This window comes from Prevotella corporis DSM 18810 = JCM 8529 (assembly GCF_000430525.1).
Taxonomy (GTDB): Bacteria; Bacteroidota; Bacteroidia; order Bacteroidales; family Bacteroidaceae; genus Prevotella; species Prevotella corporis.
Genome location: NZ_AUME01000011.1, coordinates 56207 through 69864, shown reverse-complemented (window position 1 = coordinate 69864; position 13658 = coordinate 56207). Strand labels below are relative to the sequence as shown.

Below are 13658 nucleotides of genomic sequence, written 5' to 3'. Positions count from 1 at the left end.
ATACTTTCCCGATGGCGTGCTGTTGCGTTTGATTTCACGTGATAGTGTTGACTGACTGATGCCGACGATTGCGGCAATCTCTTTTCTCCCTGTTTTCTTTTGAAGTAAGGCGAAAATTTGCGACCTTTGCTCCGAGATTAATTGATGATACATTTGCAATACAAAGTTAGTTAATCTTTGGGAGACAGCGGTCTCCCTTTTTTTATTTGTATTGCTGGTTGTTTTTTTCCTCGCCGAGAGATGCAGACAACCTCTCGCTACGCTTCGAGAACGTCTGCATCTCTCGGCGAGGGCTACTCTTTTATTGCACTTCGTTTTGGAACTTGCACGTAACAATAGCTAAGTTTGCAAGAATCAAACCAAGAGTAGCAGAAATATAACCAAAAGGCTGTTTATGGCGTACGAAAATTAGAGACAGACAGATAAAGTTATTATTGATAAATATTTGCTCATTTGAGGACAATACCTTATATTTGCAAGGTAGAACATAAAATAGGTGTTCAAAATTGATTGCCAACGTGTTTACATTTGTTATCCTGTTGCTTGCCGTCGAAAACGGAAACAAAACAGGATAAGCGACAGATGAAAGACTGTAAAACGACATGAAAAACCAATGAAGAGAGTGGCTAAATCAAAGCCGAAACAAAAGAAACGGGTAGATACTTTCTAATTCTGAAGACCTACGTAACAATTTCTTCACTTAATAAACAAATGCATATGAAAAAGAAAATTACTACAAACAGAATTTTGTCGTGTCTCTCTATGGTAGCATTACTGCTGCTGCCAACGAGCATGAAGGCGCAAACAAGGTATGAACTTTATGTCGGGGGTACCCAAGTGACGACTGATAACGCAGCCAACATCACTGGAGCATGGCTGAAAAGCGGGAGCGTGGCTTTCGATGCATCCTCAATGACACTCACCCTCACCAACGTTTCCATCGAGGCAGAGAATGATATCAAAGGAATCAGAAGCGGAATCAACGGACTGACAATCAAATTCATGGGAAACAACCTTATCAAGACCTACTATGCCTCTGGCATCTACAACGACATGAATGGAGGGATGACAATCACAGGCGACTCCGTAAAGGTCGAAACTTCCCAACAGAGTGCGATATTCACAGGTTACGACAGTCAGCTAACCATCAGTAAATGCACGGTTGACGCCAAGGGACTTTGGGGGCTGACAGGTGTTATGGGTAACAAGAATGAAAAAATTGCTATCGAGCATGCCACGGTTTATGCATACGGTAACTACGGTTCTATATCATCGCTCAGTGCTTTCACACTTACGGGTTGCCAAATTAAAAGCCCGTTGAATGCTGAATTTAATAGTGACTATCACGCTGTCTGCTACAACGGTGACATCGTTATGAAGAGATATGTTTCCATCAAGCCTGACAAGTCAGCTGGTATCGAGGCTACTAAGGCAAAAGACGACATCGTGATCGAGGCCATCTACAACACATCGGGCAGACGGATTGACCAAATGCAGCGCGGAATCAACATCGTGCGCACGAATAAGGGAAGCACAAGAAAGATAATGGTGAAATAAAAAGACCCATTATCCCTATCGAAACCACTTGATAGAAAAGACATGAGGCCGACTATCACTAGCCGGCCTCTACATTCGAGAGAGAAAATACATGGATAAAAAATATTTTTACACATGCGTTTTCATCGTAGGTTCTCAAAGGTTTGTCCTAAATCTTATTCATGATGTCATCAGACCGCTTGTTCTTACTTCACGAATTTCTTTCCATTAACGATATAAACGCCATGAGGAAGTTTCGTGATGTCTGTGCCCATAAAGACACCATTCAATGAATAGATGCGATTATTGTAAGATTGGCGACCTACATTCGCATCGTTAATTGCCTTAATTCCGTCATCAACTTTTTTGGCAATTTTCACTTCATCAAGGAAAAGATAAGATGAAGAAGACTTGAACTTAATCTTAAATTTCCCCGAAGCCTTTACCTTTGCTTTACACTCGTTGAACTTATTTGCAGCAATATTGAATGATGTTGGATTGACAGAAGCATTGCCCAATATTTCTATCGAAAGCGTTGCATCCTGGTTGCCAAAAGGACCACTAACAAATGAAAAATCATAATCGCCGGACAAGTCTATTTCAGGACTTGTAACTTCGGATGCAAACAAGCCACACTGAGAGGCTCCACCAGTCTTAGTACTTGACCAGCCTTCAACATCAGGATGGAAATGTGCCGTTGTTCCCATCTGATTTATCAAACCATTCCAAGCACCATCGTTACCACCCTTTCCGGAGCATTTGTTAAAAGACTCGTAGAATGCCACATTGTTACCTACCGATCCGGACTCGTACAAACCAAAGGAGAAAGATACTGTCTGATCATCGTTCTGGGTGATATTTTGTATCAACACATTCATTTTATGCGTACCATCGGAATTTGGATTGTAGAGATCCTGACCAGGATAATTAGTATTATTCGTTAAACTATTTGCAGAACCCTGAGGAAAGGCCATTGTCCGATAGTTAGATATACTGCCACCGGCCGGAATGGGTACCAAACGTTGGTGATCATTATTCTTGGTTCCTGAGTTGGTCCAATATGGGCCTGTGGTATTGGGCTTGTTATTTGCCCAAATATCAGCATCAAAATCCATGTGCCAAATGAGTAGTCCACGCCCGGGCAGACCGGAATCCCATTTAATTGGTTGGCGGTTCTCCAATAAGAAGAACTCTAAATCGTGTGCCTTGTTTAACACCACATAAGCTTCCCCTTTTTGTGACAAAGGCTTTAAGTTCTCTATCTTCTGCGTAGCTGACAACTCTATTGGTTCTAACCAACCAGCAGTGATCTTTTCATAACTTGAATAACCAGCAGGGCAGAATCCGTTCTTATTATGATTTCCATTATCCATCAAATCCCAACCTCCTGCACCGGGATTTCTACCATTATCTTCGTAATCTATATCATATAAGTCGGGGAAACCTAAACAATGAGAGAATTCATGACAAATTGTTCCTATACCTGCCAAGGTTGTTTCGGTCAACATCTCGTTGGAACAAGCATAGACAGCAACTTCTTTACCATCAAAATGCAAGGTCATGTCATTTGAGCCTTGACGTTTAAGGGTACTTTTGTGAGGCCAAACTGTATCAGGATCTCCACCACTGGCTTCGCCACGACCTGCATAAATAACAAAAACCTGTTCTACTTTGCCATCACCATCCCAATCATAATCAGCCCAATGCAACTTGCCTGGAAACGACTCATTTGCCTTTTGACAAGCTAACTGAATCATTAGAGCAGGGTTGGCATCATGTCCATTTGCATCATTACCACCGTAAGTAGCATAAGAACCTAAGGTAACCGGACCTACAACATCATATTCCAAGTTAAATTTACCGTCACTTTGATCATGGAAATAATCATGAACACTACCATAGGATCCACCATCGCTAAAACCAGGCTCATTTGCCATACGATTATAATATTCCTGAGGATTAGATAATGAGAATGATTTATCTGAGAACTGAGCCAATATAATCAGGCCTTTCTTTTTACCCTCAAATCTACCGGCTTTACGTGCAGACTTAAGAGAGCGGGTACGACGACAGGTGGCTTCATCGAAAGGAGATACTCTTGTACCTGCAAGAGACAAACTACGTCTTGCATTGGCAATCAGTAGGTCCATGTCTGCCTTTTCAGCAATGTTGTTGGAATTCAAAACATATTTTGTTCCGTCTTCAGACTGCCAATAATGCATGTGCTCATCGCCTTTCAGCTCAACCTTTATGAGCTTTCCGTTCTGAAGTTTCACTGTACGCCAAAGCCCAGGCCATGCGGGTTCGGCAAAAGAAGATACAGAAAATAGCAGAGCGAACAAAAAAGAAAATAAATATTTCATAAAACGTTAGTTTAGCAATGTTTATAATCTAAATTAGGGAGAACAAGCAAATGTTCTCCCTAAATCTTAGAAAGATAAAATTATTTCTTACCGACAACCCTTGTCAGAGACTCAAACTTATATAAAGCCCATGCACCGGGATCGTTAGCTGAAATTTCACCTCCGTAGAGATAAATCACTTGACTTCCATCCAATGTAATCGTATTGGGTAGTTTATTATCAGAACTGAGTTTCCAAACGTCGGTGAAGTCATTCTGACATAAGAACACCCAAGAATACTTGTTATTGAAATTAGAAACCTCTTTACCTTGAACAAGAGACAACGTTCCGGTTTTCTTACTCTTATCAAAGGTGTAAGCATATTTCCAAGTGAAGTTCAAATCAGCACCAAGATTTAAGAAAGCCGGAGCAGAAACTGTCAAGTACTTATTATATTCTGGATCAGATTCATCAGCCGGTCCGGAGATTGTAACTTCTCTTTCAAATGGTACATATTGTCCTTTTGGCGTATTAGCTGTCTGTTCCATTCCTTTGAGTATCCATTTACCAAAGAACTTCTCATAGAAAGAAGCATCATTGTCGCGAATAATTACATGAAGGGTTTTGGTTGAAAGCGTGCCACCCTGTATTGAGGTGATGGTCATGTCAAATTCACGATCGTCATTGATAACTTCGTCATCTAACAATTCCAACTCAATATTTAGTTTTGCCTGTGCTGTTGTATCATTGGCAGCCAACATAGTCAGGGTCTTATCAACTATACGATAATGCTCGCCTTCTTTAGCCGGATTCTGTTTGGATTCAGCTGTTGCAATTTCCACAGAAACACGACCATTGATTCTTCCTGTAATTGCTATAGGCACTTTTACTGTACCCATATTCTCTTTTACAATCAGTTCGGACTTCTCAAAACCGACTGTAACATCAGATGTGTTAACTGATTCTTCGTCATCTGAGCAGGCTGCAAAACAGCCTACCAGAGCGACTAATAAAAATAATTTCAGATATTTCATATTTTATTACTCTATTTGGAATAAAAACTTTATTTAATAGCCAGGATTCTGCTGACTTCTTAACTGTGGATTAGCATCCAACTCTGCTTTCGGGATAGGCCATGTATAGCGATAATCGTCAATTGCGTAAGTAACTGACTTCGTATTATTAACTACGACACCATCCAACTTAGAATTTTCCTCGTGTGAAGCATAACGCTTAAATCCTCTGTGCAAGCGTTTCAAATCGTAGAATCTAAAGCCCTCACCAAATAACTCTTTTGCACGCTCCTCATAAATATAATTGAGCAATGTTTCTCCAACACTTGATGTCAAGTCGTAATTTTTGATTCTTGAATAACGAATTGAATTCAGATAATGGTTGGCTTCTGCTTCGTTACCTGTTTTGGCTGCAGCTTCCGCTGCAATCAAGAATATTTCACCTAAACGGAAAGGCTTAGACATATTCACATAATTATTTTTTGTTGTTGTCCAAAGGTTCTTGTTACCCGGATACTTATTCAAGACAAATGCGTCGTATTTAGCACCTTCAATATCCAATTTCCATTGCTCGAAATAAGCTGCGAAGCGAACATCGCCTTCTCCATAACGAGCCAAAACCTCGTAAGTTGGAATGTAATCCGCACTGGATTTATTATCACCACTGATATATGGAACAGCAGTTGATGAACCTAACTCATCTTTACTTCTGAATGGACGGAATATTATCTCCGTAGAGTTATCTTCAGTCCAAAGCGATTTCACATTTTCCGGTTTTGTCAACTTATATTTCCCAGAAGAAATAATCTCTTTAGATTTAGCTAAAGCCGTTGGATAATCGCCTTTGTAAAGAGCAACACGAGCCTGAAGAGCTGCTACTGCGTAGCTGGAGAGTTCTACTGCCATCGGTTTAACCTGATCAGCGTTCACCTGTTCATAGGCTTTAAGACCATCGTAAGCGATCTTCAAATCTTCTTCTATCAATTTATAGGTTTCATCCATTGAGCTACGAGCCGGATAAGATGCAACATCACCCGTGGGGTTGAACTTTGTCACAATAGGTAAACCTAACGCTTTGCTATTCTCTGCATAAGGCTGACAGAAGTGCTCTGCAAGGAAGAAATAGCAATATGCACGAAGGAAATGAGCCTCTGAGTCGTACTTTTTCAAAGTAACCTTATCAGCTTCTGTAAGTCCTTCAATTTTAGAAACATCTTCTACCTTTTGCATAATGTAGTTAGCATTTCCTATTTCTGAATAGGATGACGCGAAGAAGCCTTCAATATCGTCGTTTGAAGCCAAAATCTGTCCGGCAGAAACTTGTCCGTTTCTATTTCCATTGCTAATCAAGCCATGGAACTCATCCATCTGAAGATCCTGATAATAAATCCAGCCTCCACTTGTCAAACCTCTCAAAGCCGTGTAGATACCTAATCGCAATCGACCGATATCCTGCATACTCTGAATTGCAGTCTTTTCATTCAAAGCGCCGTAGGGCTCCTTGTCCATTGAGCAGGATGTAAACATACCTGCACAAAGGAGCATTATAGAAAATAATATTTTTTTCTTCATTGTTGTAATCTTCATTTTAATTTATTAGAAAGTAGCTTCTACACCCAATACAAACTGACGTGTATTCGGGTAGTTAAATCTCACAAGGTTGATATCAGGTTCTGGATCATATCCAGAGAACTGAGTAATCGTAAAGAGGTTACGAGCTATACCAAAGATCTTAGCTGATTTCAAGATACGAGTTCCGTTAATCCACTTCTGTGGCAATACGTATTGGATTGTCAGATTCTTCAAACGAAGGAAAGAAGCGTTTTCCAACAGACGTGTATCAAATTCAGATCCGTAACCCGTTGCAGGGATATCGGTAATCTGTCCAGGTTTCGTCCATACGTTCAACATATCGGTAGATTGGTTCCAACGATTGGCAAAGCGTACATTCTTAATAAAGAAGTTATCGTTATTAATCATATACTTATCAGCCTGCCAAGCAAAGTCTGCTGAAATTGAAAGGTTTTTGTATTGGAAAGAAGTTCCAAAACCTCCACTCCAAGGAGCATAACGCTGTTTTCCTGTGAATACGGCATCTTCAACTTCATTAAATTCTTTAGTTAAATTACCATTTGCGTCAAGCCACATCGGATGACCGTCAGCTGGATCTACGCCTGCATTTCTAACATAGAAGAACTCACCATAAGGCTTACCAACTTGAAGTTTTACACCTGTTCCATTGATTACATAAGAATCACGACCGGCAAAAAGTTCAGTAATCTCATTCTTATTGTAGTTCACATTAGCTTTGAATGTCCAAAGAATATCCTTAGTCTTCATGAGGTCAAGGGTGAAGTCAAAATCAAATCCGGTATTTTTCATTGAACCGATATTACCGGGTCCATCACCAAATCCTGTTGTATAAGAATAAGGAATGCTCATCAGCATGTCGGAAGTCTTCTTATGATAGACATCGAAGCCCAAAGAAAGGCGATTGAATACTCTTGCAGAGAAGCCACCATTAAGTTCGGCAACTTTTTCCCATGTCAGAGCATAGTTGCTTGGAGTTGAAATACCTAAAGAGGACTGACCGTTATACAATGCTCCTGTTCCCAAAAGACCGAAGTAATCGTAACTTCCGGCACCGGAAGCATTACCCGTAGTACCATAACTGATACGGAGTTCCAATGCGTCAAGCCAGCTTACTTTATTCAAGAAACTTTCTTTCTTGGCATTCCACATTGCACCTAAAGAGTAGAAATTACCCCAGCGTGTATCGGGAGCGAAGCGAGAGCTACCATCAGCACGGTAAGAGAAGTTAAGATAATATTTCTCTGCATAATTGTAATCAAGAGTTCCAAACAAAGAGTTGAAAACTTCTTCAGCACGAGAATCTCTAAGATTACTTGGTTTAACACTCGTTGCATCGGTGAGGCGGAGCTGACGTGGGTCTGTTTGACCTTTCGTGAAAACTCCAAAGCCTTTGCTCTTTGACAAGATTGTTTCTTCACCAAGCAAAACAGTAAGTCCGTGCAAGCCGAAGTTGTGTTTGTATTCTGCCGTATGAGACAAAGTAAATGAATAGTAACGAGAGAAGCTTTCCTGTGAAGAACCTTCCTGCTTATCGACCGGACTTCCCATCGGTGTTGTGAAAGCATCGTAAGGTTGCCATTGGTTAGACAATGTATAGTCGTAAGCATCCAAAGCCTGTTGCGCACGCAAGGTTAAACCCTTTATAGGAGTGAGTTGTTCGTAGATATTGAAGTTAGCAGTTACGCGCATACGCTTAGTGCTACGATATCTGTTTACGAAGTCGGGAGTCAAGTTGTCGCCATATTTCAAGACATCAGCAGGTCCGTCCCATACCAATTTGCCATCGGTGTCGAAATGATAATAGTTTGGCACGTCAAAAGGAAATGCCTGACGTGAGAACACCATTGGGTTCGTACCATAAATACCATCTGAACCGGCTTCTGCGTTAGACTCCCAATGGTTAATACCAAAGTTTGACTGGAAGCCTACCTTGAACCAATCATTCAATCGAGCATCAATGTTTGCTCTTAATGACTCACGGCGCATGCCTGATTGAGCTACAATACCATCTTGACTATGATGATTGAATGACAAGTAATAAGAGAAAGTCTTACCACCACCGGTCATTGTAGCATCCAAAGTATATGTAGGTGCGCTGTTGTTAAAAATTTGGTCGCGCCAATTGGTGTTGAATCCATATTTATTAACCAAGTTCTTAATTTCATCAGAAACCGGCTGTCCTATCTTGTCGCGGAACTCAACGTATTGCTGAGAATTCATCATCTCAATTTTATCAGCAATCGGGCTTGAAATACCGTATTGTGCGCGAAGCGTCAAGTTAGCTTTTTCGTCATACTTTCCTCTGCGGCTGGTAATCACGATAACGCCATTGGCAGCACGCGAACCGTAAATAGCAGTTGAAGAAGCATCTTTCAAGACTGTGATATTTGCAATATCCGAAGGGTTCAATGTATTGAACATTGATGAAGAAATAGGTGCACCGTCAAGAATGAACAACGGAGTGTTACTTGAATTGATTGAGTTCACACCACGAAGACGAATCGTTGCAGATGCAGAAGGTTCTCCAGTAGCCGACAAGACAGAAAGTCCTGAAACTTGTCCGGACAAAGCATCGGTAAAGTTAGGTGTAACGGATTTTTGAAGTTTTTCATTACTTACCGTTGCTACCGCACCAACGACTGAACCCAACTTCTTGGCAGAACCATAACCCGTAACCACTACTTCTTCAATCGTTGTATGATCTGGGTCAAGAACAATTTTCATGTGTGCGGAAGCATTCAGCGTCTTAGGTTTCATACCGATGTAAGAAACGGTAATCTTAGAACCTGCAGGAGCTGACAAGGTGAACTTACCATCCATGTCGGTCGCTGTTCCGTTTTTTGTTCCATCTACCATAACAGATGCACCGATTATCGGTAAGCCGTCCTCGGAAGAAACTACAGTACCGCTAATCTGTGTTTGAGCCATTGCCATTCCTAAGCTCAGGAATAAGCAGGCGAGAAACATTGTTAGTCTTTTTTCCATAAAATCTCTCTCTTTTTAAAATTAATTATATATTTGTCCTTAATTTTTTTACTTAATAAAGGTAGGTTTAATGCTATTTCTCATAGTCTTATCAAAGGTTGAAAGATGCTTTCATACTTTAACATAAATGCAAAGATAATGTATCAATATTAACAAAACAAATAAAATTAATGAAACAGCCTGTATTTTCACACACATTAACAAAACGAGGCTCATTATCGATTGGCTGCATTGACATGACATCATTATTAAGTATTCCATTTTCAGCACCCTACGACTTTAGTTTGATACCGCTGAAATTGAGCTAAAAAACGATACTGGGTTGCAGCTTTGCAATCCATGTTGACGACTTACATATACACTGAAAAGCAAGATGTCACGAACTGACTGAAAGGCATTGTTTTTCTTAGGTGTACTTACACCTTATTATATATAGTGTGGATGTTGGTCGTCCCCAACATGATTACTGGCGGCTGGAATGATATTTTTTGTCAAAAAAACACCGGGATTTTAACATTTGAGACTTGGCAGTTCCAGCAACAAAACGTCAATAATGGGGCATGGGAATACGGGATAGGGCCTCTTTTCTGCCCCCAAAAAGAGATTTCCGTTGCAATAGGTGAGCTTTCGCAATGCGATGTCTGACCTTTCACCGCACCAATGGGCAGCTATGGTATGACCGAAGATGAGCTTTTACGAGCGAAAAGGCGGTCGGATATCTATTTTTGGCTGAGCACAAAACCAGCATCTTATCCGCAACAGTATGTTTATCAATTATTTAGTAAGTTGTCTAAAATTCAGCCAAATGAAACCGACCATTGTTTATTTTACAAATATCGCCAAGATTTTGTGACTGTTGTAAAGATTTTTCGTCATCATAGCGGTCGTGCGAAAGCCGCCGATGTCGTAGCATCGGCCATCCATCGGCTTCACTCTCCAGCCGAATCGGGCCTCATGTGCTGCGTCATCAGTTCCAGTTGCTGATGGATGTACTGTCTGAACGAATCGCCCTCGACGATTTCAATATCGGTGAAAAGTCCGAGAACAAAACGTCCCAGTCCGCGATTGTCGCAAATCTCTATATCGAGTTCCCAATGGGTGTCGTCGGCCACTACTATATTCTTTGCCCCCTGTGGGTACTCCTCAATGAAAAGATTGTGTGCCAACTGCCCCATCAGCAGTCTGACCCTGTAGCGTTCCTCGCCACTGAACATGAATATGTCGGTGAATATCTGCCTATGCTTGTCCTCATGAATCCAAGGGGTGTCCAAAACTTCGATGCGGTCCATGCGATTGATGCGGTAGGTCTTGTTCATACCTGACTCAATTTCATGACACCGCACGTCCTGATGGTTGTTCATCAGGTAGAAGGGTTCCACGATTCGATCTCTCACGGTCTGACTGTGAGGGCTCGAATAGCCGATGAAGCGCACCATTCGTTTGGTTGCGATGGCCCGGCTGATGGTTTTTACTATATTATTAAGGTGTCGCCGCGACGGACTATCCATTTGAAGCGAGAAATTGTAGGCATGGTCTATCTTGTTTCGAAGCTGGTTGACTGTCTCATTTGTGTTTCCTGCCATGAGCAACAGACTGTAGATGGTGCGCATCTCCGTATCGGAGAACTGTAGATTCGTCTGCAACTGACTGAAAAACGGCGAGCGGGGGTCGATGTGGTAATAATTGTCCTGTTTGAAAAGAATCATGCCCGCATGCTTTAGGAAATCGAGCAGGTAGTAAAGGTTTCGCCTTGAGACATTCAGCTTGTCGCACAGTTCTGCAACCGTGTAGCCCCGCGGATTAGACAGCAGGAGAATGAGTTCCAATTGAGATTTAAGTTTGTCGAAGCGCATGTTTGATTGTGGTGGGTCGGTGTTGTCAAGATTCATATTTGTGTTGATGCTCAGAAATCGAAGGTGAGCTCTTCGGGAGGGAGAAGGGTGAACGAACGCCGATGATAGGGCGTGATGCCATGAGTCTTGATGGCCGTCCGATGCTTTTGTGTCGGGTATCCCTTGTTGGATAGCCAATCGTATTGGGGATATTCTTGTGCCAAAGCGTCCATGTAATCGTCTCGATAGGTCTTGGCGAGAATGGAGGCAGCAGCTATTGACAGGTATTTCCCATCGCCCTTGACAACCGTCGTGTAAGGCAATTCATGGTAGGGCTTGAATCGGTTTCCATCAACGATGACCGCCTCCGGACGGAGTGTCAACTGGTCGAGCGCCCTGTGCATGGCAAGAATGCTCGCATTGAGAATATTGATCTTGTCGATTTCCTCTGGAGTCACCACCCCAACTGCCCATGCAAGTGCGTCGCGCTCGATGACCGTCCGCAAGGCATAACGCTTTTTGGGCGACAACTGCTTTGAATCGTTGAGCATGTCATTGGTGTAATCGGGTGGAAAAATAACAGCTGCCGCATAGACGCTGCCAGCAAGACACCCACGTCCTGCCTCGTCGCAACCTGCTTCTACCTGATTTTTATAATGACAGCTTTTTAACATATATTCATTATTTAAGGATGAATTGCCAAAAAATTAATCTTATATAACAAATAAATTTACACGAGTGAACTTATTGTGCATTATTACATTCTACTTTTGTCCCCAGAGTCAAGAAACAATCAAAACTATAGGATATGAAAAAGGAAATGACGCTTTTGGCAACAGACAATCGCATGAGAGCAGAGGCTTCCAACTGGGCTTCAGGTATCAAATTAGTCAGCAACTGGACAAAAGCCCCCGCTGAATGGCTACGACGCTACTACAGCACTGTGCTGGAGAAAGAAGTGAGCTACCGACAGGCCTCCTCCATCACCCAAGCACAGCTGGCTTTCGTGCTGGCGCTCTTCACAAGCACGGATGTCATGCTGGCTAAGGCCATTTTTGCTGCGTGGTTTGCCGTCAGCGTGTATAGGTGCAAGAAAACAGGTGTCTGACAGACAGGTTTCAAAACATCTTCACCACTCGCTGGATACCAGCAACAAGTTTGTCGATTTCCTCCTTTGTATTGTAAAGTGCAAACGAGGCTCTTACTGTGCCTGGAATGCCGAATCGTTCCATCAGCGGTTGCGCACAATGATGGCCCGTCCGCACGGCAATACCAAGTTGGTCGAGCAATGTTCCGAGGTCCATGGGATGGATATCGCCTACCAAGAAACTTACCACCGCATCGTGGTCTTCCGTCTCTGGTGCGTCTGCCGAATTGGAGATGCCGAAGAAACGGATGTCTGGAATGGCACGCATCTGTCGGATGGCATAGCGTGTGAGTTCCTGTTCGTGACGCTGTATGTTTTCGATACCGAGTTTGGTAACATAGTCGATGGCCGTGCCCAATCCGTGGGTTGCCACATAATCGGGTGTACCAGCCTCGAATTTCAACGGCGGGCGCTCGAAAGTCGTGCCGCTGAAGCTGACGGTCTCTATCATCTCGCCCCCACCCTGATACGGTGGCAGCTTGTCGAGCCATTCTTCCTTGCCATAGAGAATGCCAATGCCAGTTGGACCGTAAACCTTATGTCCGCTGAATGCCATAAACTCACAATCCAAATCCTGAACATCCACCTTGAAATGCGGCACGCTCTGCGCTCCGTCCAGCATTACAGGTATTCCACGTTCATGGGCCTGCTTGATGATTTCCCTGACGGGGTTGATGGTTCCGAGAACATTGCTCACATGGGCTACGCTGACAAGTTTGGTTTTGTCGGTCAGCAGCCGACTGTAGGCCTCCATGTCCAGTACTCCCTCATCGGAGACGGGGATGACTTTCAGCACGATGCCTCTGCGATGGGCCAATATCTGCCATGGGACGATGTTGGAATGGTGCTCGACATTCGACACCAACACTTCGTCGCCAGGTTTCATGAATCCTTCGACGAAGCTTGATGCAACGAGATTCAAACTTTCTGTCGTGCCGCGCGTGAACACAACTTCAGCTGTGGAGCGGGCATTGATAAACTTACGCACTGTTTCGCGGGCTGCCTCATGGAGGTCGGTGGCCTGTTGCGACATCCAATGAATGCCACGATGCACATTGGCATTGACATTCAGATATTCATCTCTCATGGCATCGAGCACACAGAGAGGCTTCTGGGTGGTGGCGGCATTGTCGAGATAAACCAAAGGCTTATCGTAGACGGTGCGTGAGAGAATCGGGAAATCCTTGCGGATGGAATTTATATCGTACAT

The 13658-nt window shown here is 42.8% G+C and carries 10 protein-coding genes; 2 read left to right on the top strand and 8 right to left on the bottom strand.

All coding sequences use genetic code 11. The annotated features are described in order from the left end of the window. Positions 1-153, bottom strand: a 153-nt coding sequence (locus H515_RS13910) for a helix-turn-helix domain-containing protein (RefSeq protein WP_036891644.1), incomplete at its 3' end; no start/stop codon positions are given. Positions 154-717: 564 nt separating this feature from the next. On the opposite strand from H515_RS13910, the gene H515_RS13705 reads away from it, so the two are divergent. Beyond that, positions 718-1557 (top strand): hypothetical protein, encoded by an 840-nt coding sequence (locus tag H515_RS13705; RefSeq protein ID WP_154653634.1) that lies wholly within the window; start codon positions 718-720, stop codon positions 1555-1557. 185 nt (positions 1558-1742) lie between these two features. On the opposite strand, the gene H515_RS12900 is transcribed toward H515_RS13705, so the two are convergent. The 6 genes from H515_RS12900 to H515_RS0103790 form a co-directional block, all read right to left on the bottom strand. Continuing rightward, complete coding sequence (locus tag H515_RS12900) at positions 1743-3899, bottom strand: M6 family metalloprotease domain-containing protein (RefSeq protein WP_081410115.1); 2157 nt, start codon at positions 3897-3899, stop codon at positions 1743-1745. 80 nt (positions 3900-3979) lie between these two features. Further along, complete coding sequence (locus H515_RS0103815; RefSeq protein ID WP_025875689.1) at positions 3980-4912, bottom strand: Calx-beta domain-containing protein; 933 nt, start codon at positions 4910-4912, stop codon at positions 3980-3982. A 33-nt stretch (positions 4913-4945) separates the two neighbouring features. Then, complete coding sequence (locus H515_RS0103810; RefSeq protein ID WP_036890634.1) at positions 4946-6463, bottom strand: RagB/SusD family nutrient uptake outer membrane protein; 1518 nt, start codon at positions 6461-6463, stop codon at positions 4946-4948. A 24-nt stretch (positions 6464-6487) separates the two neighbouring features. Then, positions 6488-9469 (bottom strand): SusC/RagA family TonB-linked outer membrane protein, encoded by a 2982-nt coding sequence (locus tag H515_RS0103805; RefSeq protein ID WP_028901605.1) that lies wholly within the window; start codon positions 9467-9469, stop codon positions 6488-6490. Between the two features lie 929 nt (positions 9470-10398). After that, the gene (locus H515_RS0103795; RefSeq protein ID WP_025875685.1) at positions 10399-11322 is read right to left on the bottom strand and encodes a helix-turn-helix transcriptional regulator; all 924 of its coding nucleotides are present in this window, start codon (positions 11320-11322) and stop codon (positions 10399-10401) included. Between the two features lie 50 nt (positions 11323-11372). Continuing rightward, positions 11373-11975 (bottom strand): ribonuclease HII, encoded by a 603-nt coding sequence (locus H515_RS0103790; RefSeq protein ID WP_025875684.1) that lies wholly within the window; start codon positions 11973-11975, stop codon positions 11373-11375. A gap of 134 nt (positions 11976-12109) precedes the next feature. Between H515_RS0103790 and H515_RS0103785 the strand changes: the two genes are divergently transcribed. Beyond that, a complete protein-coding gene (locus tag H515_RS0103785; RefSeq protein WP_025875683.1) occupies positions 12110-12409 on the top strand; it encodes a hypothetical protein in 300 nt (99 codons plus the stop codon). A gap of 10 nt (positions 12410-12419) precedes the next feature. Here H515_RS0103785 and H515_RS0103780 read toward each other — a convergent pair whose 3' ends face one another. Then, positions 12420-13658, bottom strand: a complete 1239-nt coding sequence (locus tag H515_RS0103780) for an aminotransferase class V-fold PLP-dependent enzyme (RefSeq protein WP_025875682.1) — start codon at positions 13656-13658, stop codon at positions 12420-12422.

Coding starts and splice junctions, on each gene's coding strand:
- H515_RS13705 (WP_154653634.1), top strand. CDS start 718: ATGAAAAAGAAAATTACTACAAACAGAATTTTGTCGTGTCTCTCTATG.
- H515_RS12900 (WP_081410115.1), bottom strand. CDS start 3,899: ATGAAATATTTATTTTCTTTTTTGTTCGCTCTGCTATTTTCTGTATCT.
- H515_RS0103815 (WP_025875689.1), bottom strand. CDS start 4,912: ATGAAATATCTGAAATTATTTTTATTAGTCGCTCTGGTAGGCTGTTTT.
- H515_RS0103810 (WP_036890634.1), bottom strand. CDS start 6,463: ATGAAGAAAAAAATATTATTTTCTATAATGCTCCTTTGTGCAGGTATG.
- H515_RS0103805 (WP_028901605.1), bottom strand. CDS start 9,469: ATGGAAAAAAGACTAACAATGTTTCTCGCCTGCTTATTCCTGAGCTTA.
- H515_RS0103795 (WP_025875685.1), bottom strand. CDS start 11,322: ATGCGCTTCGACAAACTTAAATCTCAATTGGAACTCATTCTCCTGCTG.
- H515_RS0103790 (WP_025875684.1), bottom strand. CDS start 11,975: ATGTTAAAAAGCTGTCATTATAAAAATCAGGTAGAAGCAGGTTGCGAC.
- H515_RS0103785 (WP_025875683.1), top strand. CDS start 12,110: ATGAAAAAGGAAATGACGCTTTTGGCAACAGACAATCGCATGAGAGCA.
- H515_RS0103780 (WP_025875682.1), bottom strand. CDS start 13,658: ATGTACGATATAAATTCCATCCGCAAGGATTTCCCGATTCTCTCACGC.